The following is a 23,888-nucleotide window of genomic DNA, read 5'->3' as shown; positions in this document are numbered from 1 at the left end:
GGCAGCGGACGGATCCAGGCCGGGCACACACCCCGGATCCGGCGGGCGCCGCCCCACTGCCGGAGCAAGCATGAACATGCGGGCGGCGGACGCATCCGGGCCGGGCACACCCCCCGGATCCGGCGGGCGCCGCCCCGCTGCCGGAGCGGGCATGAACATGCGGGCGGCGGACGCATCCGGGCCGGGCACACGCGGCGCCCCCTGCCCTGCGACGATGTCCGCATGACCGCACCACTGCACCGCCCGCGCCCGGGGACGCCGGACACCCAACAGGCCATGCGCCGCCGCAATCTCTCCCGCGTGCTGCACACGGTGGCCGCCGAGGGGCCGCTGTCGCGGGCATCGGTGGCCCAGCGCATCGGTCTGACGCGGGCCGCGATCTCCACGCTCGTCGACGAGCTGATCCGGGCCGGGCTCCTGGAGGAGCTGGGACCGCAGCGGCCCGGCGGTGTGGGCCGGCCCGGTTCGGCGCTCGCGGTCAGCGGCCGGGGGCCCGCGGGGATCGGCGCCGAGGTGGGCGTGGATCATCTCGCGGTGTGCGCGGTGGACCTGCGCGGCGAGGTGCGGGCCCGTGCGGAGCTCCGGGTCGCCAACCGGGGGCGGGCCGCGCGGCCGGTCCTGGCCGAACTCGCCGAGCTGATACGGCAGGTGAACGCTCAGGCGCGGGACGAGGGGCTGCGTCCGGCGGGGCTCGCGGTGGCGGTGCCCGGCCTCGTGGGGCGGGACACGCGGACCGTCGTGCGCGCCCCGAACCTCGACTGGCACGACACGGACGTCGCCGCGCTGCTGCCGGACGACGTGCTGCCGCCGCACGGTACACCTCTCACCGTCGACAACGAGGCGAACTTCGGCGCCCTCGCCGAACTCTGGCTGGCCGACGCATGCCCGGCCGACTTCCTGCACGTGTCGGCCGAGATCGGCATCGGCGCGGCACTCGTCGTGGACGGCCGGCTGCTGCGCGGGGCGCGGGGGTTCGCGGGCGAGCTCGGGCACGTGCCGGTACGCCCCGAGGGCCCGGCGTGCCCGTGCGGCGGCCGGGGCTGCCTGGAGCAGTACGCGGGCGAGGAGGCGGTGCTGCGCGCGGCGGGGCTCGGGCCGGGCGCCGACCGGGTGTCGCTGCTGGCCGGGCGGGCCGAGGCCGGGGACGCAGCCACCCGCAAGGCGTTGCGCGGCGCAGGTACCGCGCTCGGCATCGCGCTGACCGGCGCGGTGAATCTGCTCGATCCGCGCGCGGTGGTGCTCGGCGGCGCGCTCTCCCGACTCGCCCCCTGGCTTCTCCCGTCCCTGGACAAGGAGTTGACGCGGCGTATGGCGGCTCCGGCGGACGGTGTGCTGGTGTCCGGACTCGGTTCGCAGGGGCCGCTGCTGGGGGCCGCGCACTCGGTGGTACGGGCGGTGCTCGACGATCCGGTGGGGTCGGTCGCGGCGGGCGGCTGACGGACGGACCACGACGGCGCGCCGGGAAGGAGCAGCGCATCCGGCGCACCCGCGTCGCCCTTCACCGCCAGTGGTCCGAACCTCTGAAGCGGCTCTGACGTGCGGGTATGCACAACCCGAGAGTTGTCCACAGATCCGCCGCGCCCTCTTCCGCCCCAACCTGCGGGCCCCGTACCGTACTTCACGCGAGGCGCCGCGCTCCCGTCCGCCCGACGGGCGGCGGCGTGCGCACGGGAAGGGGGATTCCTGTGTCGGGGGACGTTGCCGGAAGCGGGGCCGCACCAGCCGGTCCCGGCCTGCGCCGTGAGGCGATCGGGCTGCGTGAGGTGCTGTTCCAGAGCGTGACCGCGATGGCTCCGGCCGCCGCCGTCGCCGCGTCGATCCCGTCGGGAGCGGCGTTCGCGGGCGGCAGCCTGCCGCTGTCCGTGCTGATCGCCCTGGTGGCCTGTCTGTTCACCGCGTCGTGCGTGGCCGAGCTGGCCCGCCGGATGCCGGCGGCCGGATCCGTGGCGACGTACGCGGCGCAGGGGCTGCACCCGGCGGTGGGTTTCCTCGTCGGCTGGGGCTATGTCTTCGTGGAGGCGCTCGTTCCACCGCTGCTGCTCCTGCAGCTGGGGTTCACGACGGCGGGCACCCTGCACGACGAATGGGCTTCGTACCCCGCGGATCTGTGGTGGCCGTGGTCGTTGGCGGGTGCCGCCGTCATCGCGGTCGCCGGTTACGTCGGCATCCGCGCCTCGGCCCGCTTCGGCACGGTGCTGGGCGTCTTCGAGGTTCTGGTCTTCCTGGTCTTCGCGGTGCTGCTCATCGTGAAGGCGGGGGACGGCAACACCCTCTCGGTGTTCGGTACTTCACACACGGCCGACGGTTTCGCGGGATTCAGCGGGGTCTTCGCCGGGTCCGTGTACACGGTTCTCGCGTTCGCCGGTTTCGAGGCGGCGGCGCCGCTCGCCGAGGAGACCAAGAACCCGCGGCGCACGATGCACCGGGCGGTGCTCGGCGCGGCCCTGTCCATCGGGCTGGTGTACGTGATCACGACGTACGCGATGGCCGTGTACGTGGGACCCGACAAGTTCTCCACGTTCGGCAGCTCGGGCCCGGCGTCCTGGGAGGGCGTGGCCCGTGCGTCCTTCGGACTGTTCTGGGTCCTGGTCTTCCTGGCCGTGGTCAACTCGACGGTGGCGAACGCCAACGCGTGCGCAACGGTGTCGACCCGCACCGCCTTCGCCCTCGGCCGGGTCGGCGTCTTCCCGCGCGCGTTCACCCGTCTGCACCCGGTGCGCCGCTCCCCCGTCGTCGGGGTGGTGCTGCAGTTCATGGTGGCGGTGGCGGCGATGCTGGGCCTGGGCTTCGCCTATGACCCGGTCACGGCGTTCCTGCTGCTCGCCACGGTCATCGTGACGGTGATCATCGGCGTGTACATCATCACCAACGTGGCCTGCGCGAGCTACTTCCTGCGTCGGGCTCGCGCCGAACTGCGGCCGGTGCGGCACCTGTTGTTCCCGCTGCTCGGCATCGCGGCCTTCGTGCCCGCGCTCCTGACGGCGGCCGGGCTGCCCGTCTTCGACTTCGTCACCGAGCTGACCGCGCCGGTGTCGTACGCGGGCCCGGTCGTCGCAGTCTGGCTCGCGCTCGGCGTTGTCGTCCTGGTGGTCCTGCTGCGCCGGCGCCCGGAGCGGATAGCGGAGACCGCACGGGTCCACCTCGACGACGAGGCGCCCACCGTCCACCCCACACAGAGCGGAGCACAGCCCTCATGAGCGACCCCCGGATGCTGACGGTCCGGCCCGAACCCGGCGAGTACGCCTGGACGTTCGGCGGCGCGCCGCCCGTCGCCCGCATCGCGCCCGGCACGGTGCTCGATCTGTACACGGAGGACTGTTACGGCGGCCGGATCCGTTCGGAGAAGGATCTCGTCTCGGAGGTCTGCGAGTTCCCTTACCTGAATCCGCAGACGGGCCCCTTCCACATCGAGGGCGCGGAGCCGGGCGACACGGTCGCCGTGCACTTCGTGTCGGTGGAGCCGGCCCGTGACTGGGCGGCGTCCACGACGGTGCCGCTGTTCGGGGCGCTGACGTCCACGCACACGACGGCCACGCTGCAGCCGCCGCTGCCGGAGCAGGTCTGGATCTGGCAGCTCGACCACGACCGGCGGACCGCTCAGTTCGCCGCCCGTGACAGCGAGTTCACCATGGAACTGCCGATGGACCCGATGCACGGGACGGTCGGCGTGGCTCCGGCGAACCTGGAGGTCCGCTCGGCGCTCGTACCCGACGCGCACGGCGGGAACATGGACACGCCGGAGATGCGCGCGGGCGTCACCTGCTATCTCGGGGTGAACGTGGAGGGCGCGCTGCTGAGCCTGGGTGACGGGCACGCCCGGCAGGGCGAGGGCGAGACCTGCGGTGTGGCCGTCGAGTGCGCGATGCGCACCGTCGTGGTCGTGGAGCTGCTCAAGGGCGTGGCGACGCCGTGGCCCCGCATCGAGTCGGACACCCACATCATCTCGACGGGCTCGGCCCGTCCGCTCGAGGACGCGTTCCGGATATCCCAGCTCGACCTGGTGCAGTGGCTCGTGCGGGACTACGGCTTCAGCGAGCTGGACGCTTATCAGTTCGCGACGCAGACCGTCGAGTCGCCGCTCGCCAACGTCTGCGACACCAATTACACGTGCATCGCCAAGCTCCGCAAGGAGTGGCTGCCGGTGCGCGAGACGCACCGCGGGATGCATGCGCGGCTGCGCGAGATCGCGGCGACGCTCCCGGCGCCCGAGCCGTTCCGGGTGCGGTAGCACTGCCGGTTCACCTCCCCCCACCGTCCGAGCCAGTCGAAAGGCAGGATCGTCATGGACCGAGCAAGAGAACAGCACACCGGCGGCACCAGCCGCCGCCGTCTCCTCCAGGCCGGGGCGCTCGCCGCGGTGCCCGGGGCGCTCCTCGGCGCGGGCCGCGCCGACGCCCAGGCGCTCGCCGTCGACTACCCTCCCGCCGAGTCCGTCCCCGCCAGCACGTCCAACTACACGGTGTCCAGCCGGCCGGCGTCCTATCCGGTCGACTACGTGATCATCCATGTCACGCAGGAGACGTACGCCGACGCCCTCGCCATCTTCCAGAACCCGGCCAAGCAGGTGTCCGCGCACTATGTCGTCCGCTCGGCCGACGGGCACATCGCGCAGTGCGTGCGGGAGAAGAACATCGCCTGGCACGCGGGGAACTGGGACTACAACACGCGCAGCATCGGGATCGAGCACGAGGGCTGGGTGGACCAGCCGGCGTACTTCACCGACGCGATGTACGAGCAGTCGGCGGCCCTCACCGCGTCGATCTGCGCGCGCTACGGCATCCCGATGGACCGCGAGCACATCATCGGCCATTCCGAGGTGCCCGGCACCGACCACACGGATCCGGGCCCGTACTGGGACTGGTCCCGCTACATCCGGATCGTCAACTTCTCCTGACGTTCGCCCCGCCCGAACCGGCTGCGGCGCCGATCTTCACGCACGTGTGCGGCATGTGCCACCTCACGCGATCGGCGCCGCCCTCCTTGTCGACCTCTGTCCCCGGAGCGACGATGTCCCCACAGCCGTCGGGAGCGGTGCGAGAACTGTGCGGGGAGGCGGAGTTGACCGATCCATGGGTCGCCCTGGAGCCGGGTACCGATCCGTCCGAGCGGATGCGGGCGCTGCGCCGCGCCCATGACCGGTTCACCGCGGCGGGCACCGTCGTGCGTCCGGTGCGGCCGGTGGTGGCGGCGTCGTGGCGCCGTTCGGCGGGCGCGCACGTCAGTCCGGAGGCCTCCGCTTCGGTGGAGCTGACCGACGGGGACCTGGGCGCGTACCGCGCACAGCATCCGCTGGCCCGGGTGATGCCGCTGTTCCGCGAGCTGATGGGCACGTTCGCGACGGACGGCGAGCATCTCCTGGCCGTGTGCGACGCACAGGGCAGACTCCTGTGGGTCGAGGGGCACCCGGGGACACGGCGGCGGGCGGGCCGGATGAACTTCGTGCCGGGCGCCCGCTGGTCGGAATCGGCGATGGGGACGAACGCGCCGGGCACCGCGGTCGCCGTGGACCGCCCCGTGCAGGTGTTCGCCGCCGAGCACTTCATCCGTGAGGTGCAGCCGTGGACGTGCGCGGCGGCGCCGGTGCACGACCCGCACTCCGGCCGGCTGCTCGGCGCGGTCGACATCACCGGCGGCGACGGTCTGGCGCATCCGCACAGCCTGGCGTTCGTGCAGGCGGTGGCGCGCGCCGCCGAGTCCCAACTGGCACTGCTCGCACCGCAGTCCGCCACCGAACAAGGGCTGCGCCTGAGCGTCCTGGGCCGCGACGAGGCCCTGCTGCTCACGCCGTCAGGACGCAAGACCCGGCTCAGCCGCCGCCACAGCGAGCTGCTCGTCGTGCTGGCCCGCCACCCGGAGGGCCTGACCGGCGACGAACTGCTCTGTCTGCTGTACGAGGACGAGTCCGTGACCCCGGTGACGCTCCGGGTCGAACTGGCGCGGCTGCGGCGGGTGTTGGGCCCCGACGTGCTCACGTCCCGCCCCTACCGCCTGACCGCACCCGTCGAATCGGACCTCGACACGGTCGAGCGCCGGCTCGGCTCCGGGGCGGTGACGGCCGCCGCGTCCGCCTATACGGGCCCGCTGCTGCCCGCGTCACAGGCGCCTGCCGTGGCCCGCATCCGGCGCAGGCTCGCCGACGGGCTGCGGGCTGCCCTCGTCGCCCGCGGCGATCCCGACCTGCTGGCCGACTGGGCGCACACGCCGTGGGGCGAGGACGACCTCGACGTGTGGCAGGCCCTCGCGGCGGTCCGGCCAACGCCGCCGGTCCTGGCCCGGCTCGCCGCACTGGACGCCGAACAGAGCGCGCCGCCCCCGCACGCAACGTAGCTGCAACGTCCGCGTTCCTAGCCTCCGGACGAAAGCTGCCCAACGGCGGGCAGCCGAGACAGGAGGCACCCCACGATGACCCGTTACGCGGCCCCGAACACCCCGGGCTCCGTCGTCTCCTACGAGGCCCGCTACGACCACTTCATCGGTGGCGCCTACGTACCGCCCGCCCGCGGCCAGTACTTCGAGAACCCGAGCCCGGTCAACGGGCAGCCGTTCACCGAGATCGCGCGCGGCACGGCCGAGGACGTCGAGCGCGCCCTCGACGCCGCGCACGCCGCCGCGCCCGCCTGGGGCCGCACCTCGCCCGGTGCCCGCGCGGACATCCTCCTCAAGATCGCCGACCGGATGGAGCAGAACCTCGAACTCCTCGCGGTCGCCGAGAGCTGGGAGAACGGCAAGCCGGTCCGCGAGACCCTGGCCGCCGACATCCCGCTCGCCATCGACCACTTCCGCTACTTCGCGGGCGCGATCCGGGCGCAGGAGGGCAGCCTCTCCGAGATCGACGACGACACGGTCGCCTACCACTTCCACGAGCCGCTCGGTGTGGTCGCACAGATCATCCCGTGGAACTTCCCGATCCTGATGGCCACATGGAAGCTGGCCCCGGCCCTCGCGGCGGGCAACGCGGTGGTCATCAAGCCCGCCGAGCAGACCCCGGCCTCGATCCACGTCTGGATGGGTCTGATCAAGGACCTGCTGCCGGCGGGCGTGGTCAACATCGTCAACGGCTTCGGCGTGGAGGCGGGAAAGCCGCTGGCCTCCTCCTCCCGCGTGGCGAAGGTGGCCTTCACCGGCGAGACGACGACGGGCCGGCTGATCATGCAGTACGCGTCCGAGAACATCAAGCCGGTGACGCTGGAGCTCGGCGGCAAGTCCCCGAACATCTTCTTCGACGACGTCTGGGCCAAGGACGACGACTTCCGCGACAAGGCCCTCGAAGGCTTCACGATGTTCGCCCTGAACCAGGGCGAGGTCTGCACCTGCCCCTCGCGCGCCCTCGTCCAGCAGGGCCACTACAGCGAGTTCATCGACGCGGCGATCGCCCGCACCGAGGCCATCAAGCCCGGCCACCCCCTGGACACCGACACGATGATCGGCGCCCAGGCCTCCAACGACCAGCTCCAGAAGATCCTCTCCTACCTGGACATCGGCCAGCAGGAGGGCGCGAAGGTCCTCACGGGCGGCCAGCGCATCGAGTACGAGGGCGAGTTGGCGGGCGGCTACTACGTCCAGCCCACCATCTTCGAGGGCACCAACCGCATGCGCATCTTCCAGGAGGAGATCTTCGGCCCGGTCGTCTCGGTCGCGTCCTTCACCGACTTCGACGACGCCATCAAGATCGCCAACGACACGCTGTACGGCCTCGGCGCGGGCGTGTGGACCCGCGACATCAACACGGCGTACCGAGCGGGCCGCTCGATCCAGGCGGGCCGCGTCTGGACGAACTGCTACCACGCGTACCCGGCCCACGCGGCGTTCGGCGGCTACAAGCAGTCGGGCATCGGCCGGGAGAACCACAAGATGATGCTGGACCACTACCAGCAGACGAAGAACCTCCTGGTGTCGTACTCGGCGCAGCGGCTCGGCTTCTTCTAGATGCACCGAAGAAGGCGCCTGACCTGGGACTTTTACCGGTCGGGCGCCTTCCGTGCGTCCCACTGGGGCCAGAGCCCGACTCACATCGCAGATCATCCACGTGCCGCATGTCGCCTGTCCGACACGCTCCCGAACAGCATGAACGAGAAGACCCCACGGAGTCCTATCGGGGACTTTCCGGCGGATCACGCGACGGAGAACGGGAACGGAGCGATACGTGGTTGTTTCGTGCCGCACGAGGGGGGCACCCAGGAGCGGGTCGCCATGGGCCGGCCATCCGCTCGGCGCTTCGGCGGCAGCAACACCGTTCCACCTGTACCGGGTGAACGGACCACAGGGACGAACCGCAGTCGGGAACTCCATCACATCGACGTGCGGGAGTCAGGCTGTGCGTCCCGCCTCCATCGCAGACGTGCCGCGGCCGCACCGCAGCACCGAAAGAAGCAATCATGAAAGCAGCGGTATACGAAGGACCGCGAACGGTCATGATCAAGGACGTACCGGACGCGAAGATCGAGCACCCCTGCGACATCATCGTCAAGATCACCACCACCAACATCTGCGGTTCGGACCTGCACATGTACGAGGGCCGCACCTCGTTCGAGTCCGGCCGCACCCTCGGCCACGAGAACCTGGGCCAAGTCGTGGAAGTCGGCCCGGCCGTCAGCAAGGTCCAGGTCGGCGAGTACGTGGTCCTGCCCTTCAACATCGCCTGTGGCTTCTGCAAACAGTGCGAGCAGGGACTCACCAACTACTGCCTGACCATGCAGCCGGAACCCGCCTTCGCCGGAGCCGCCTACGGATTCGCCGACATGGGCCCCTACCAAGGCGGCCAGGCGGAACTGCTGCGCGTGCCCTACGGCGACTTCAACGCACTGCGCCTCGGCGAGGACGCCGCCGAACGACAGGCCGACTACGTGATGCTCGCCGACATCTTTCCCACCGGCTATCACGCCACCGAGATGGCCCATGTCAAACCGGGCGACCAGACCGTCGTCTTCGGGGCCGGCCCCGTCGGGCTGATGGCGGCCTACTCCGCCCTCCTCAAGGGCGCCGGCCGCGTCTGGGTCGCCGATCACCAGCCCGACCGGCTCCGCAAAGCGGAGGAGATCGGGGCCATCCCGATCAACACCGCGGAGGAGGAGCCGGCGGAGGTCATCAAGGACGCCACCCTCGGCCTGGGCGCCGACAACGGCTGTGAATGTGTCGGCTACCAGGCGCACGACCCCCAGGGACACGAGGACGCCAGCCTCACGCTCAACGGCCTTATCGACTCGGTCAGGTTCACAGGCGACATCGGCGTGGTGGGGGTGCTCCTTCCCCAGGACACCGGCGGCGCCGAGGCTCAAGGGGAGATGGAGGCGCAGGGCAAGGTGCCGATCGACTTCGGCATGATGTGGTTCAAGGGTCAGCACATGGGCACGGGACAGGCCCCGGTCAAGAGGTACAACCGGGCCTTGCGCGACCTGATCGCCGGCGGGAAGGCAAAGCCGAGCTTCGTGGTGTCCCACGAGCTCGGCCTGGATGAGGCTCCCACTGCCTACGAGCACTTCGACGCCCGCGACGAGGGCTGGACCAAGGTGCTGCTGCACCCCAACGGGCACGGAGACGGTCGCAAGCGGTAGGGGGGCACAAGCCGGCCGTCCTGTCCACTCTCCGGACCAGCCCGCAGAACGGCCGGCATTGAGCCTTTTCCAGGCTGGCCTTTTCCCAGGCTGGCTTTTTTCCAGGCCGGCTGTGGCCCGGGCCCGTCATGACGCACTCGAGTCGCAGTTCGCACCGTTGGTTGGGACGTGAAGTGCTGCGGCAGTTGCTGCGGGACCACCTCGATGCCCGCGCCGGCAAGAGGAAGACGCGATGCGGGACGTGCGGGAAGACCCGATACTCCTCGGCCCGGAAGGGCAGCCGCGGCCCTGGCGGGAGAAGGGACACCTCCGCCGGCTGACCTGCGTGTGAGGGCCGGGGCGAGGGATCCGAATCGCCTCACCGGAAGGACACCGACCCTCCAGCCAGCCACCGGCCACCGGCCACATCCAGGCGCACGCGCCGACCTACCCATCGCCCTCACCGGCATCGCTGGTATCAGGCGGTATCAGCGTCGCCGCCATAGCCTGACACTGGGCGCGGCCGACCCGGCGATTGACCTCCTTCGAACCCGGGTACCCAGGCCGCTCATCGGTCCGTACGAAGGAGTTGTCCATGAGTGAGGTCCGCGGATCGGTCGACGTGGACGTGCCGGTGACGACGGCGTACAACCAATGGACGCAGTTCGAGAGCTTTCCTCATTTCATGGACGCCGTCGTGCGGGTCGACAAGCCGCAGGTGACGCTCTCGCACTGGGTCGTCCGGTGCCGCGGCGTGTCCCGTGAGTTCGACGCGAAGGTCGTCGACCAGCGGCCCGACGAGCGCGTCTCCTGGATGAGCCTGCACGCCCCGCACCACCACGGCACCGTGCGGTTCGCCCCGCTCGGCGAACAGCGCTGCAGGGTCGAGTACGTCGTCGAGTTCACCCCGCACACCCTGCTGGAGCGGGCCGCCGACTCCCTGGGACTGGTGGGACGCCAGATCCACGCGAGCATGCGCGGCTTCAAGGAGTACATCCAGGTCCAGGGCGTGGCGAGCGGAGCGTGGCGCGGCACCGTCCGCGACGGCCTGGTGGAGCCGCACGCCGACCATCACCAGCGGCCGGTGCCGCACTGGCCGACCGGGTGAGTCCCCCCCACTGGATCGTCACCCGCAAGAAGGACCAGCCCGCCACGCCCGGCCGCGAGCCGTGCGGCGCGGTGGCGCCGAAGGAGAAGCTGATCGCCATGCCCGAGAAAGAGACGTCGACGCAGGACCCCGGAGCCGGACAGGTGAGGACGACGGCGCCCAAGACGTGGGCGGCCGGCGTGCCGGCCGTGGCCCACGCGGTGCAGTACTCACTGGAGGAGACCTCGCCGCGCCGCACCACGCTGAATCTGCTGGAGCTGAATCAGACCAAGGGATTCGACTGCCCCGGCTGTGCCTGGCCCGACCCGGCACCCGGCGAGCGCAAACGCAACGAGTACTGCGAGAACGGCGCCAAGCACACCAACGACGACGCCACCACCCGGTGCGTCACACCCGAGTTCTTCGCCCGTCACCCTGTTTCCGCCCTTGCCCGCGCCTCCGACCGCTGGCTCAACCAGCAGGGCCGGCTGACCCACCCGATGGTGAAGCGGCCGGGATCGGACCACTACGAGCCGATCGACTGGCACGCGGCCCTCGGGCTTCTGGCGGACGAACTGCGCGGCCTGGACGACCCCGACGAGGCGGTCTTCTACACGTCAGGCCGGGCCGGCAACGAGCCCGCCTTCGTCCTTCAGTTGTTGGCCCGCGCCCTCGGCACCAACAATCTGCCGGACTGCTCGAACATGTGCCACGAGTCCAGTGGCACCGCCCTGCACGAAACGCTCGGCATCGGCAAGGGCGACGTGAGCCTGGCCGACATCCACCACGCCGATCTCATCCTGACGCTGGGGCAGAACCCGGGCAGCAACCATCCCCGCATGCTGACCGCTCTGGAGGAGACCAAGCGGCGCGGCGGGAAGATCGTCGCCGTCAACCCGCTGCCCGAGGCGGGCCTGATGCGCTTCAAGAACCCGCAGAAGGCCCGCGGAGTCGTCGGCCGCGGCACCAACATCGCCGACCAGTTCCTGCAGATTCGTCTCGGCGGCGACCTGGCCCTGTTCCAGGGACTGAACCTGCTGCTGCTCGAAGCCGAGGAGGCAGCACCCGGCAGCGTCCTGGACCGCCGGTTCATCGACACGCACACCGAAGGCTTCGAGAAGTTCGCCGCGCACCTGCGCTCCACCGTCTCCTGGCCCGACGTGCTCGCCGCCACAGGGCTGAGCCGGGCCCAGATCGAGGAGCTGCGCGACCGGGTGCTGGCCAGCGAACGCGTCGTGGTCTGCTGGGCGATGGGCCTCACTCAGCACAAGCACGCCGTACCGACGATCCGTGAGGTCGTGAACTTCCTGCTGCTGCGCGGCAACATCGGCAAACCGGGCGCCGGAGTCTGCCCGGTGCGCGGCCACAGCAATGTCCAGGGCGACCGGACCATGGGCATCTGGGAGCAGATGCCGCAGGAGTTCCTCGACGCGCTCGGCAAGGAGTTCTCCTTCACGCCGCCGTCCGCGCACGGGCTGGACTCGGTGAACACGATCCGCGCCATGAAACAGGGAAAGATCAAGGTCTTCGTGGGGCTCGCCGGCAACTTCGTGCGCGCCACACCCGACAGCGACGTCACGGCTGACGCGATGCGCCGCTGCCGGATGACGGTGCACATCTCCACCAAGCTCAACCGCTCGCACACCGTGTGCGGGGAGACGGCGCTGATCCTGCCCACACTGGGGCGCACCGAACGCGACCGGCAGACCGGCGGCGACCAGTTCCTCACGGTCGAGGACTCGATGAGCCAGATCCACGCCTCGCACGGGCGCCGCGAACCGGTGTCGAAGCACCTGCTCAGCGAGGTGGCCATCCTCAGCAGGCTGGCCCGGCGCACCCTCGGCGACAAGGTTCCCGTCCCCTGGGAGGATTTCGAGGCCGACTACGGTCACATCCGGGACCGGATCTCACGCGTCGTACCGGGCTTCTACAACTTCAACTCCCGCGTCGCCGCACCGGGCGGTTTCGGGCTGCCCAACCCCGTCAACGACGGTGTCTACCCGACCCCCTCCGGCAAGGCGCTGTTCACCGCCAACGACTTCGCCGTGCCGCGGGCTCCGGCCGGACATCTGTTGTTGCAGACCCTGCGCTCGCACGACCAGTGGAACACCGTCCCGTACACGGTGAACGACCGGTACCGGGGGATCCACGGCTCACGGCGGGTTCTCCTGATCAACCCGGCCGATCTGCGGGCCCTGGGGCACGAGGACGGTGACCGCGTCGACATCGTCGGTGTCTGGCGTGACGGCGTAGAGCGCCGGGCCCCGGACTTCCGGCTGGTCTCCTACTCGACCCCCGTCGGATGCGTCGCCGCCTACTACCCGGAGACCAACGTCCTCGTTCCGCTGGACAGCGTGGCCGACCGGAGCAACACCCCGACCTCGAAGTCGGTGGTGGTCCGCCTCGAACCGCGCTCCGGCACCTGAGGAGTCGGCACTGCGGCTCGTCGGCGCGCCCGGGTGTGTCTCCCGGGGGGCACGACCGGCGTCGAGGGTCTCAGCTCGGCGAGCCGTCCTGCGGACCGAGCCGAGTCCCGGCCGCCGGCCACCGGCCACCGGCTGAAGGCCGACGGCAACAACCCGTGGGAACAGGGTGCAGCGGGGTCGGACCATGTTCGGTCCGCCCCCGCTGCACCCTCCTCGACATGGGGCCCGGGGCACATCGTCCGGGCGCGCGGGTCCCTCAGTCGTTGGGGACGTCCGGCTCGGGCAGCCCCTGCCACGCCTGCACGGCCAGCATGGCCACCTCGTCCTGCGACGTGCCCGGTTCCACAGCGATGGTGACCACCAGCCCGTCCGGCAGCAGAGCGACGCGCGTCTCGCTCTCCACGTCCCCTTCCCCGTCCCACTCGTCCCTCATGATCACCCCTTTCCTGTCCGCTACCCGATGGCCGCGGAGCGCCTCGGGTGCCCCGCGGCGTGGCACCTCATGCACACCGCCGACCGTGTCAAGGCGACCCTGCCTGAGCAGTACGTGCCGGCCCACGAACCCCCGTGCACCCGGCCGACGCTGCCGACCCGGACCAAGCCAGGGCCCCGTGCACCGCATAGGCCGCGTCCTCGCGGGAACCCCGGCACCGCAACGTGCTTGGGACGACAGGCACATCCGGCCCCGTGCCGCCGGACCGACTCGGCGGCCACACGCGGTCGGGCATCACCGATCGGTCTGCCTCATGGAGTGAGCTGATGCCTTCTCCCCGCACCACCGTCGAGTACCACCCCCACCGCGTCACCACGCTGCACGACCGCGCCCTCCTGCTCACCGAAGACAACCCCTCCCCCGTCGTTCTGCGGACGGAGCTGCACTACACAGAGGTCGACCCGTACGCCGTACGTCTGTCACTGTCCGCCCCCGGCGCCGACCTCAGCTGGGACCTGTCCCGCGAGTCCCTCCTGGCGGGGGTGCGTCGGCACGAGGGCCTCGGCGATGTCGCGATCTGGCCCGTCGCACCGCCCAGCGGGCCACCGCGCGTGCGTATCCGCCTCGGACGGCCCGGCAACTGCGCCGTCCTGGACACCGAGCGGGAGTCCATCGCCACCTGGTTGGACACCACCTTGCGACTCGTTCCCCGTGGCCGCGAGGAGGCGTACATCGACTGGAACGCCGTCATCACCCGGCTCTTCCAGGGCGCCTAGGCGTTCGCGGCGACGAAGACCCGTCCGCTCTGTTAGGGCCGTCGGCCGTCGGGCACCCGCAGCCGCATGGCATTCCTCCACGGCAAACGCCTCCCGCGCAGTCCCGCCAAGGGTTCGGCGGCAAGTCTCGGGATCGGCGCACTGGCCGGCCTGACGACCGCCGCCGGACTTCTCGTCGCCAAGAAGGCCGCGACACTCGGCCAGGTCGGCAAGGGGCATCCGCTCAAGCACCGCGCCCTCGACCTGGCGGCCGCCGGACTGCAGACGAAGTATCCGGTCCGAGCGATGAGCACGTACCTCAACGGCTTCCACATGTACGCCGACGCCATGGGCCGGCAGGTGGAGGCCACGCACTTCTGCATCCACCTCCAGCATGACCTGCACCAGTGCGTGATCTTCGATCGCAACGCACCGGACGCCCGCCTGATCGGCATCGAGTACATCATCAGCGAGGAGCGGTTCCGCGCTCTGCCCGACGAAGAGAAGCGCCTGTGGCACAGCCACCATTACGAGGTCTCCTCCGGCATCCTCGTCGCTCCCGGCATCCCCGACCTGGCCGAGCACGCCTACTTCGAGGATCTCGTGTCCACGTACGGCAAGACGTTCCACACCTGGCAGTACGACCGCGACGACTTTCCGTACGGCATCCCTCAGCTGATGATGGGCTTCACCGCGGACGGGCAGGCCGGTGACGAGGCGATCAGCGACCGGGACGAGAGGCTCGGCGTCTCCACGACGCGCAAACGGCATGGTCGCGCGGACATCGCCGTGCCCGAGATCGCTCCGGGAGCCAACGCGTGGGAAAGCGGCCGGTCGGTTCAGACGCGCATCGAAGAGGTCGACTTCCGCCGCTGACCGTCGACGGGCAGGAGCCCGTCTCGTGGGTACGCGGCCTTCATGGGCGACATTCTCGTAGGCACGTGTTCGTGGACGGATCCGGCGCTGATGCGCAGCGGCTGGTATCCGTCCGGGCAGCGCGATACCGAAGGGCGGTTGCGGTACTACGCCGGACGGTTCCCGCTCGTCGAGGCCGACGCGTCGTACTACGCGCTGCCGCGACAGGAAGTCAGCCGGACGTGGGCCGACCGCACACCCGCGGGGTTCACCTTCGACGTCAAGGCGTTCTCCTTGCTGACCGGGCACCCCACACGCCAGGCGGTCATGCCGAAACGGCTGCCGGCCGATACGCGGGACGACGGTGTGCTCGACGAGGTGTGGGCACGCTTCGCGGAGGGAGTCGAGCCGCTGCGCACGGCCGGGCGGCTCGGCAGTCTGCTCTTCCAGTTCCCGCCGTGGCTGCGGCCCGGCGCCCGCGCCGAGCGGATCCTCGCGCGGACCGCACGCCGCACGGCCGGCTGGCCCGTCGCAGTGGAGTTCCGGCACCCGGACTGGTGGCGGGCGGAACAGGCCGATCACACGTGTACGACGCTCGCGCGGCACGGCATGACCGCGGTCGGCGTCGACATGGCCCAGGGATTGGCGGCCTCGCTGCCGCCCCTCACACCTGTCACCTCGCCCCGGCTGGCCGTCGTACGGTTCCACGGACGCAGCACGTCATGGGGGCGGGGCAGCAAGGAGGAACGCTTCCGGCACGGGTACTCCGAAAGCGAACTGGCCGAGTGGCTGCCGCGCGTGCGCGCACTGTCCGAGCAGGCGGAGCGGGTGCACCTGCTGTTCAACAACTGTTGCGGTGACGCATCGGTGCGGGCCGCCGAGCAGATGGTCCACCTGCTGCACGCAGACCGACCGGACACATGATCGAGGGCAGGACTGACACTGGCCGAAGGCGGGACTACGCGAATGCCGCGCGCGCCCATCGCCTGGATCAAGGCGGTACGGTCCTCGACCAGTTCAGCGATGACGGGACGCAGCGCGTCGGCCAGTTCGCGATCGGACGCGGTGGTCGACCCGACCAGGGACCGTGTCCTGTTCACCGCGAGCGTCGCTCCGGCAGGGTGGTCGTTGAGGTAGATGCCGAGCAGGTTCGTGTCGGTCGACACCGAACGATCGCGCAGGGCGGTAGCTCCTCGGGACAGTTGACAGGGCGCGGGACGAGTGGCCCGTGGCCGGTCCCGTAACCCTCACCGTGTCAGCGGTGGCTCGGCGTGTGGCGACGCCCGCTGCCGGACGCGCGGGGAGAACGCGCTCACCGGTCCTCGGAAGACCGTGACCGCCGAGATGCTCGATGCCCGCGCGAAGTTCCCGTATCAGCGGGCTCCACCTGGGCACCCGCCCGCCATTTCTGGCAATCCTGACCCGGACCCCCGCACCACCACGGGCCTCGAACCGGGCGGCGGCGTCCCGCCCGGCGGCGCCGGTCCGGAGGAGACGCGCGATTCGACGCGCGGCCGGTCAGCGGGACCGTTGATCGCCATCGGCGTCCTCGTCCTGCTGTTCGCCGCCTTCTTCCTGATGTACGCCGTTTCCTTGTGAGCACTTGGCCCCCGAAGGCGAGACCGTCGCGGGCGTCGGGACTGTCGCAGGACCAGGACGTCGGTGCTGTGCCCGCCGTCGGCCGCGCCCGTCGGTCAGCCCGCCGGTGAGTCCGGCCGACGGCGGTCGGTTCTCGGCTCCGGTGCTGCCGCGCACCGGGCCAGCGCGCGATCCAGCTCGGCGCGTTCGGCTTCGGGCATCGCCTCACCGCGGGCGAAGGCGACAAGATGTGCGGAGGCCTCACGGATCTTCACATTGGAGCGCTGCGACACCTCGCGCAGCACGCCGAACGACTCCTCGGCCGACAACTGACTGATCGCGATCACCACGCCGATGGCCTGGTCGATCACGGCACGTGACGGCACCGCACGCCGGAGATCTTCGACCTCGACGTTGAGACGTTCGTGGGCGCGGGCGAGATCTGTCACGGACAGCAGTTCGAGGGGGCGTGAGGGGAAGATTGCGAAGAAAGCCACGAGGTCCGCCCATTCCGAAGAGACTGCGGTCTCACCTCACCGTCTCCTCCATCGGGGCCCGTGGCAAGGAACAGCCCGCGAACGCGTCGAGGACAACGCAACTGGAGCAAAGGGGATCGCTTCTCCAGCTTCCAGGTGGTGCCGGGCTGTTCCTCGGCGGGACCGGCCGCCGTCAGCGCCGGTGAATCACGTCCAGCGGAGCAGCGCGCCAAGTCCTCCGGGCGGGCCCGAGCCCGGTACGGCCCCGGCGACGGACAGGGCCGAGGCGCCGCCGGCGGCCGCGCACCTCATCAGCGCGTCGTCCGCCCGCGCGGAGACCGGTTCGGCCGCTCCGAGAGCGACGGCGTCGGTGCGCCTCGTCGCGAGTTGGTCGGGATCGGCTCCGACCCAGACCTCACGATGCGTGTCCGGGCCGTCCGAGCGCACCAACAGCTCGGCGAGGCGGTGCTGGCGCGCGGCGTCGACCACTGCCGGGACTCCGCTCGCCGCGGCCCCGTCCCGGCCACGAGCCGCCGCGAAGTCCCCCACCGACCGGTCGGCGCGGTAGGCCACGTGTTCTGCCTGGATGCGTGCTATCTCCATGCCGAGCGAGCGGCTCCCGGCTCCGTGCCGGCACCTGACAGTCCTCTCCCGCAGCGCCTTGGGCAGCTTGTCCCGGACGGCCGCGCACTCCCGGTCGTCGCCGACCAAGAGGATCAGTTCAGCGCGCGTGTCGGCCTGGCAGGTCTCCAGGGCCCGGGCCATCTCGGTGGCGTTGTGCTCCCAGGTGTTCTCCACGCGGAGCTGGAAATGCCGCTCCGCCCAATTGTTCCGGCCTGCGCGGTGCACCGGCCACTGGTCGCCGGACACCTCGCCCAGGTGCCGGTCCTCGCGCGCGGAGTGAAGATCCAGCTCGGCGCCCTTGCGGTCGATGTGGGCGATCAGGCAGAGGGGGTCCTCGCCCGCGAGGTCGAGCAGCGGCGTGGTGCGGGGCATCGGCGCCCACTGGGCCGATGCGGTCGGCGGCGTGCTCAGCGGCAGGTCCAGGACGACCTCTCCCTGCGTGGCGAACAGGGCGCGCCCGACCGGTTCCCGCGTGTGGCGCATCTCGTCGACGGCCGTCCGGACGGCCCGGCACGTCTCGTCGTCGGCACCGGCGGTCTTGAGTGTGCGCTGAACCGCCGTGGCTTCGACGGACCGCTCGAGAGCGGTGGACTCGGAGTGCGCGGACGTGTCGACGTAGACGCTCGCCCAGGGACCGGGACGCTCGCAGAGGGGTGTGAGGTGGGAGAGATCCATGACTTCCTCCAATGTTGTCGGTTCTTCTCGGACGAGGGGGTTCGATCGCCTGACCCGGCATCACCGGCCGACGCTCCTTGCGACGTCCGGTTCGCTGCCCCCGTCTTTGTGGCAGCAGCACGGGGCGGGCGGGCCGGGGCGGGCAACACCGCCCGTGGCCGAGGCCGTTCGCGCTCGACTTCGCGCTGGGTTCCATACGGCGTACCGCTCATTCATACGAAACAGCGCCGCCCCATCGCGGATCGACAGCCTGCCCTGCCGCTCTGAGCCTCGTCGCGGCGCACGCACCCCGATGGAGGACGGCCCGCCTCGCCCGACCGTCGGAACGTACCGGCGAAGCGGCCGCGGGCCCAACGTCGTCACACAGGCATGCCGAAGCGCTCCCAGACACGGTGTTTGGAAAGGAGGTCCGTCATCCGGTCGAGTGCGGCCGGGCCGCTGTCGGCGAGAACGATGCCGGGGGCGTCGACCGGGAGAGCCGCCTCCTCCAAGGCCCTGTCCGCTCCCGCCCATCCGCCGATGGCCTTTCCGTGGCGGAACGCCTCGTCGAGGAGGAGACGCAGACGGGGGTCGAGGCCCTCGGCGGCGTCCTTCGCCTTCGCGCTCCGGGCGGGGAACGCGTCGGCACCGGCCCGCGGCGCTCCGCACACCAGGAGAGCGTCGAACTCGATGGACCGGGCGGTCGCGAAGGTCCTCTGCACGACGATCGGCTCGCCGTCCGGATCCAGCTTGCCGCCTGCCGGAGCGATGACGAGCGGCACCATGCCGACGCTCGACACGGCTTCCCGCACGGCCCGTACGCCGTCGAGATCGTGGGTGCCGTCGGTCACGATGCCGATGAGCCGTCCGTCGAGCGGCCAGGTGTGGCCCAGCTGGGAAAGGGCCGGGCTGGGCGTCGCGTCGCGGAACGGTTCGGTGGGCTGCGGCACCGGGAGCCCGAGCCCGGCGGCGACCTGGGCGCACAAGTCGCCATCGATGTTCGCCAGCGCCTGAAGCCCACGTTCCTTGATCGCCTGCTCGTAGCATTTGCCCAGTTCGAAGGTGTAGGCGGCGATGATGTGCTCGCGCTCGGTCGGACTCATGCTCAGCCAGAACAGCCGGGCCTGGCCGAAGTGGTCGTCGAACGAGGCAGGGACCTCGCGGACCTTGTGGGCGGCCGGCAGCTCGACGGGGACCTCGATGTCCGCTCCGGTGGTCGCGCCCGCCATGAACGGGCACCCCCCGTCGAGGGAGTTGGGGTGGTAGGGCGCCACCCCGCGGTGCACGGCCGTCTGGTGCATACCGTCACGCAGCATGTCGTTGACGGGGGCGTGCGGCCGGTTGATGGGCAGCTGGCCGAAATTGGGACCGCCCAGGCGCGTGATCTGGGTGTCGAGGTAGGAGAAGAGGCGCCCCTGGAGGAGCGGGTCGTCCGTGACGTCGATGCCGGGGACCATGTGACCGACGTGGAAGGCCACTTGCTCGGTCTCGGCGAAGTAGTTCGACGGGTTGCGGTTCAGGGTGAGCAGTCCGATGGGCTGCACCGGCGCCCGTTCCTCCGGGACGATCTTCGTGGGGTCCAGCAGGTCGATGCCCTCGAAGGTCTGCTCAGGTGTGTCGGGGAACGTCTGGATGCCCAGTTCCCACTCCGGGTAGGCGCCCGCCTCGATGGCGTCGGCGAGGTCGCGGCGGTGGAAGTCGGGGTCCACTCCCCCGGCGATCTGGGCTTCCTCCCACACCAGCGAGTGCACGCCGAGTTTCGGCTTCCAATGGAACTTGACCAGCGTGGTCCCGCCGGCGGCGTTCTGCAGCCGGAAGGTGTGAACGCCGAAGCCCTCCATCATGCGGTAGGACCGGGGGATGCCCCGGTCGGACATGTTCCACAGCGTGTGATGGGTGGCCTCGGTGTGCAGGGTGACGAAGTCCCAGAACGTGTCGTGCGCGCTCTGCGCCTGCGGGATCTCCCGGTCCGGGTGCGGCCTGCCGGCGTGGATGATGTCGGGGAACTTGATCGCGTCCTGGATGAAGAACACCGGGATGTTGTTCCCGACGAGGTCGAAGGTTCCCTCAGCGGTGTAGAACTTCGTCGCGAAACCACGGGTGTCACGGACGGTGTCCGCCGAACCGCGGGAGCCGAGGACGGTGGAGAACCGTACGAACACCTCGGTCTCGGCTGCTTCTTGCAGGAAGGCGGCCTTGGTGACGTTCGCCGCCCTGCCGTAGCTGCGGAAGGTCCCGTGGGCGGCCGCGCCGCGGGCGTGGACGACACGCTCCGGGATCCGCTCGTGGTCGAAGTGTGTGATCTTTTCCCGCAGGTGGTGGTCCTGGAGGAGGACGGGCCCGCGCGGTCCGGCCTTCAGGGAGTGATCCGTGTCGTGCAGCCGGTCGCCCTGGGCCGTGGTCAGGCGCTCGCCCTGCTGGGCGACGGCGGTCCGGTCGGCTCCCGTCGGGGCGCCGGTGGGGCTCACCGTCCGCGGGCCGCGCTGGTCGGGCTTGGGCGGCAACGGGCCGCGTGGCTCCGTCGGCTCGGCAAGTGTCGGTGACTCCGGCGCCGGCTTGCCGGGAACGCCCCCTTCGGGGCCGTGGCCGCCGGTGACCGCGGCTTTGAGTTTCTGCGCTGCTGCCTTGGCCGGATTGTCCATCTGATGCTCCTGTGTCGGGGGTGCTGTGCGCGATGGAGATGCGCGCACCGCCTCGCGCGGCTGCCGCACGGCAGGGCCAGTCGCCGGCACGAGGCGCCCCGGGTGCCCTTCGCCCACGAGCGAAAACGTCGATCCCGGGCACGACCGCGCTCAGGAAGGGCGGGCACGGGCCGACCGGACCGCTGGCTCATCGGTGGGCACCTGGCTCGCCGAATGTGCTGGAAGTGGTGCATCAGCCGGTGTCGACCCGGTCGGGGCAGTCGACGGCTGCCCTCCGGCGGGCAGTCTCTGTACGCAGGGCACGGGCGAAGACCCAGGTTCGGTCAAGGACCGTGGACGCCGTCCCCGGTCGGCTGCGTGCCTTTGTCTGTGAACTGCCGGGCGACGTCGCGCAGTTTGAGATTGTTCTCCTGCGAGTAGCGACGCAACACTGTGAACGCGGCTTCCTCGTCGATGTGGTGGCGTTCCATGAGCATGCCCATCGCTTCGCCGATGACGTGACGGGAGTCCACGGCCCTTTGCAGAGTGGCGTGTTCGTGGGCGCCGGACAGAGCGACGGCGGCGTGCGCGGCCAGCAGCCAGCCGGCGGTCTCGCTGTCGTCGTCGAAGGCACCGGGGCGGCGGGAGTAGAGGTTCAGGGCTCCCAGGTTGTCCTGGTCGTCCGTGTAGAGCAGGAAGCCCATCATGCTGCCGATGCCGAGCGCGTGCGCACGGGGCGCGTAGGAGCGCCAGCGCACTGCCTCCGTGGACAGGTCCTGGATGCGGAAGACGGCATGCCCCATGCCGGCGGCGTCAAAGCACGGCCCCTCGCGCTCGGCTTCCTGAAGACGGTCGCTGTCGTCGACGAGCTGCTCCGTGGAGACAAGGGTGGTCACCTGATCGCGTCGCAGGACCAGCACTCCGGCCGCGTCACAACCATCGACGCGCTGCACGGCGGCCTCGACGATCTTGTCCAGGGTCAGGGCCACCGAGTCCCGGGCGAGGAAGGTGCGGGCCATCGCCGCCATGTCCGTCGCGAATCCGCGCCAGTCCATCATCCGATGCCCTTTCCGCGCCCGCGGCGCCCCAGCGAGTACCGCTCCCTCCCCGCCCGTCCTGAGGCGCTGCGCATCCTGTCCCTTCCTGGCGTCATACGTCTGGACGTTATCAAGCGTGCTTCCGCCGAGCGGAGCTGATGTCCGCGATCGGATCCGGTATCTGCGCCTGTCGGCGGTGCTGAGGTCGCCTTCCGTCGCGCTCAGCCGGTTTCGGCTGCACGCACCAGGTCACCCGCCGTACCGGTCCGGCGTTCAGGACACGCCGGGCGCGACGCGCAAGAGAAAGGTGACGACGCGATGACCACAGCACGAGAGATCATGACCGGCGGCGCTCGATGCGTGGCTGCCCACGACAGCGCTGCCGACGCAGCACGCAAGCTCAAGGAGTTCCAGGTCGGCGCGCTGCCGATCTGTGGAGAGAACAACCGCCTCGTCGGCGTCCTGACCGACCGGGACATCGTCGTGAAGGTGCTGGGCGAGGGCCTTGACCCGGCGGAGGTGGAGGCGGGCACGCTGGCACAGGGCGAAGCCGTGACGATCGGCGCGGACGACGACGCCGAGGAGATCTTCGCGACGATGACCCGGCACAAGGTCCATCGGCTGCCGGTGATCGACGGTAACGACCTCGTCGGCATGATCGCCCTCGCCGACGTGGCCCGCGGCCTGACGGCACCGGAGGCCGGTCTCCTGATCGAAGCGCTTTCCTCCGACTGAGGCTGAACCACGGCCGCCCCTTACCCGTGCCGGACGCGTGCAGCCCGAACGCGCACAGCGGGCCACCGCCCCGGCGGCACCGATCCCGGTGTGATCCTCGCCCTCAGGCCCTCAGGAGGAGGTCCCCATGGCTCTGCGCACCCTCTCCCGCTCATGGCGTCACTGGCGCAGCGGCACTGACCTGCGCGTCCCCCTGAGCTCCACCGACGCCGAGGACACCAATCGCAGGTTTCTGCTCTACGGAGTCCTGCCCCTGTGGGTGGTACCCGCCGTAGCCGACTGGATCATGCACCGCAGGACCCACATCGAGACGACGAGCGGGGCCAAGGAATCCGCCGTGCACGCCCTGATGATGACGGAGGCCGGTATCCCGGTCACCCTGGGACTGCTCGCGCGTGTCAACCCGCTCGTCCTCACCGTGATGGGCGGCGCGGCCCTCGCGCATTCGGCCACAGCGCTGTGGGACGTCACCCTCGCCACGGCCGAGCGCGAGGTACGGCCCGTCGAGCAGCACATCCACAGCTTTCTCGAGGTACTTCCCCTGACCGCGCTGGCGTTCACCGGCTGTCTGCACTCCGAGGACGTGCGCGCGGCGCTGCGGGGCGGCCGAGGCGCCGACGACTGGCGGCTGCTTCCCAAGGAGCGCCCGCTGCCCGCCCGCTACCTCGCCGCTCTGGCGGTGGTCATCGGCGCCGGTGTGGCCCTGCCCTATGCGGAGGAGATGCGGCGTTGTCTGCGCGCCCGGTCGGCTGCCGCGTGACGCCGTCCCAGCGGTCCACGGCCGAACCGCGCCCACTGGTCGTACGGCACCGCGTCATCATCGGCCGGGGCCCGCACAACGGCCAGGCCGTCTCCTGACCGGTGCCGAGGACGGTCGCATCCTGCGCGTGGACCCGAAGCCGCCCTGCGCCGTCGAGCGGCGGGGCGCACCGGCGGCCTCCCCTCGGGCTCACCGTGCGGAGCGACGGCCGCGTCCTCATGCGTGACGCGCGGCTGGGGCGAGCAGTTTGTTGATCTGCTTGCGCTCTTCGCTGCCGGGGACGGCCTTGTCGAACCGGGCGAACGTCTCCTCCACTT

20 protein-coding genes are annotated in these 23,888 nt (G+C 70.6%); 15 read left to right on the top strand and 5 right to left on the bottom strand.

Features of this window, described 5'->3' with window-relative positions; translation table 11 throughout:
- The first annotated feature begins 222 nt into the window (after positions 1-222).
- The 9 genes from J3486_RS04525 to J3486_RS04485 all read left to right on the top strand — a co-directional run bounded on the left by J3486_RS04525 (position 223) and on the right by J3486_RS04485 (position 13,043).
- Positions 223-1,437, top strand: a complete 1,215-nt coding sequence (locus tag J3486_RS04525) for an ROK family transcriptional regulator (RefSeq protein WP_207818594.1) — start codon at positions 223-225, stop codon at positions 1,435-1,437.
- 248 nt (positions 1,438-1,685) lie between these two features.
- Positions 1,686-3,197 (top strand): APC family permease, encoded by a 1,512-nt coding sequence (locus J3486_RS04520; protein ID WP_307804682.1) that lies wholly within the window; start codon positions 1,686-1,688, stop codon positions 3,195-3,197.
- Positions 3,194-4,228, top strand: coding sequence for an acetamidase/formamidase family protein (locus tag J3486_RS04515; protein WP_207818593.1), 1,035 nt, complete (start codon positions 3,194-3,196; stop codon positions 4,226-4,228). Before J3486_RS04520 ends, J3486_RS04515 begins: the two co-directional genes overlap by 4 nt.
- A gap of 54 nt (positions 4,229-4,282) precedes the next feature.
- Positions 4,283-4,894: an N-acetylmuramoyl-L-alanine amidase gene (locus tag J3486_RS04510; protein ID WP_207818592.1), complete on the top strand. Its 612-nt coding sequence runs from the start codon at positions 4,283-4,285 to the stop codon at positions 4,892-4,894.
- A 164-nt stretch (positions 4,895-5,058) separates the two neighbouring features.
- The gene (locus J3486_RS04505; RefSeq protein ID WP_207818591.1) at positions 5,059-6,327 is read left to right on the top strand and encodes a GAF domain-containing protein; all 1,269 of its coding nucleotides are present in this window, start codon (positions 5,059-5,061) and stop codon (positions 6,325-6,327) included.
- Positions 6,328-6,402: 75 nt separating this feature from the next.
- The gene (locus tag J3486_RS04500) at positions 6,403-7,926 is read left to right on the top strand and encodes an aldehyde dehydrogenase family protein (RefSeq protein ID WP_207818590.1); all 1,524 of its coding nucleotides are present in this window, start codon (positions 6,403-6,405) and stop codon (positions 7,924-7,926) included.
- A 449-nt stretch (positions 7,927-8,375) separates the two neighbouring features.
- Positions 8,376-9,551 carry a glutathione-independent formaldehyde dehydrogenase gene (locus J3486_RS04495; RefSeq protein ID WP_207818589.1) on the top strand — a complete coding sequence of 392 codons (1,176 nt, stop codon included), beginning with the start codon at positions 8,376-8,378 and terminating at the stop codon, positions 9,549-9,551.
- A gap of 574 nt (positions 9,552-10,125) precedes the next feature.
- The gene (locus J3486_RS04490) at positions 10,126-10,638 is read left to right on the top strand and encodes an SRPBCC family protein (RefSeq protein WP_207818588.1); all 513 of its coding nucleotides are present in this window, start codon (positions 10,126-10,128) and stop codon (positions 10,636-10,638) included.
- Positions 10,639-10,736: 98 nt separating this feature from the next.
- A complete protein-coding gene (locus J3486_RS04485) occupies positions 10,737-13,043 on the top strand; it encodes an FdhF/YdeP family oxidoreductase (protein WP_207818956.1) in 2,307 nt (768 codons plus the stop codon).
- 256 nt (positions 13,044-13,299) lie between these two features.
- On the opposite strand, the gene J3486_RS04480 is transcribed toward J3486_RS04485, so the two are convergent.
- Entirely contained in the window at positions 13,300-13,476 is a 177-nt protein-coding gene (locus tag J3486_RS04480) for a hypothetical protein (RefSeq protein ID WP_207818587.1), read from the bottom strand.
- A gap of 326 nt (positions 13,477-13,802) precedes the next feature.
- Here J3486_RS04480 and J3486_RS04475 point away from each other — a divergent pair, with 326 nt between their 5' ends.
- The 4 genes from J3486_RS04475 (at position 13,803) to J3486_RS04460 (ending at position 16,685) form a co-directional block, all read left to right on the top strand.
- The gene (locus J3486_RS04475; protein WP_207818586.1) at positions 13,803-14,252 is read left to right on the top strand and encodes an SsgA family sporulation/cell division regulator; all 450 of its coding nucleotides are present in this window, start codon (positions 13,803-13,805) and stop codon (positions 14,250-14,252) included.
- A 66-nt stretch (positions 14,253-14,318) separates the two neighbouring features.
- Positions 14,319-15,107 carry an OBAP family protein gene (locus J3486_RS04470; protein WP_207818585.1) on the top strand — a complete coding sequence of 263 codons (789 nt, stop codon included), beginning with the start codon at positions 14,319-14,321 and terminating at the stop codon, positions 15,105-15,107.
- Between the two features lie 42 nt (positions 15,108-15,149).
- A complete protein-coding gene (locus tag J3486_RS04465) occupies positions 15,150-16,010 on the top strand; it encodes a DUF72 domain-containing protein (RefSeq protein WP_207818584.1) in 861 nt (286 codons plus the stop codon).
- A gap of 420 nt (positions 16,011-16,430) precedes the next feature.
- Entirely contained in the window at positions 16,431-16,685 is a 255-nt protein-coding gene (locus J3486_RS04460; RefSeq protein ID WP_229377606.1) for a DUF6480 family protein, read from the top strand.
- Between the two features lie 95 nt (positions 16,686-16,780).
- Here J3486_RS04460 and J3486_RS04455 read toward each other — a convergent pair whose 3' ends face one another.
- The 4 genes from J3486_RS04455 to J3486_RS04440 form a co-directional block, all read right to left on the bottom strand.
- Positions 16,781-17,113, bottom strand: coding sequence for an ANTAR domain-containing protein (locus tag J3486_RS04455; protein WP_307804680.1), 333 nt, complete (start codon positions 17,111-17,113; stop codon positions 16,781-16,783).
- Between the two features lie 234 nt (positions 17,114-17,347).
- On the bottom strand, positions 17,348-18,439 hold the full coding sequence (locus J3486_RS04450; protein WP_207818582.1) for a Vms1/Ankzf1 family peptidyl-tRNA hydrolase: 1,092 nt from the start codon (positions 18,437-18,439) through the stop codon (positions 17,348-17,350).
- A 359-nt stretch (positions 18,440-18,798) separates the two neighbouring features.
- On the bottom strand, positions 18,799-21,060 hold the full coding sequence (locus J3486_RS04445) for a catalase (protein WP_207818581.1): 2,262 nt from the start codon (positions 21,058-21,060) through the stop codon (positions 18,799-18,801).
- 323 nt (positions 21,061-21,383) lie between these two features.
- Positions 21,384-22,094 carry a GAF and ANTAR domain-containing protein gene (locus tag J3486_RS04440; RefSeq protein ID WP_207818954.1) on the bottom strand — a complete coding sequence of 237 codons (711 nt, stop codon included), beginning with the start codon at positions 22,092-22,094 and terminating at the stop codon, positions 21,384-21,386.
- 300 nt (positions 22,095-22,394) lie between these two features.
- Here J3486_RS04440 and J3486_RS04435 point away from each other — a divergent pair, with 300 nt between their 5' ends.
- Both J3486_RS04435 and J3486_RS04430 read left to right on the top strand, forming a co-directional pair.
- On the top strand, positions 22,395-22,811 hold the full coding sequence (locus tag J3486_RS04435; RefSeq protein ID WP_207818580.1) for a CBS domain-containing protein: 417 nt from the start codon (positions 22,395-22,397) through the stop codon (positions 22,809-22,811).
- Between the two features lie 127 nt (positions 22,812-22,938).
- Positions 22,939-23,571, top strand: coding sequence for a diguanylate cyclase (locus J3486_RS04430; RefSeq protein ID WP_207818579.1), 633 nt, complete (start codon positions 22,939-22,941; stop codon positions 23,569-23,571).
- Positions 23,572-23,888: the final 317 nt, after the last annotated feature.

The organism is Streptomyces sp. VRA16 Mangrove soil (assembly GCF_017377775.1).
GTDB lineage: Bacteria > Actinomycetota > Actinomycetes > Streptomycetales > Streptomycetaceae > Streptomyces.
The sequence above is the reverse complement of the archived record's forward strand: the minus strand, read 5'-3'. Positions and strand labels throughout refer to the sequence as shown.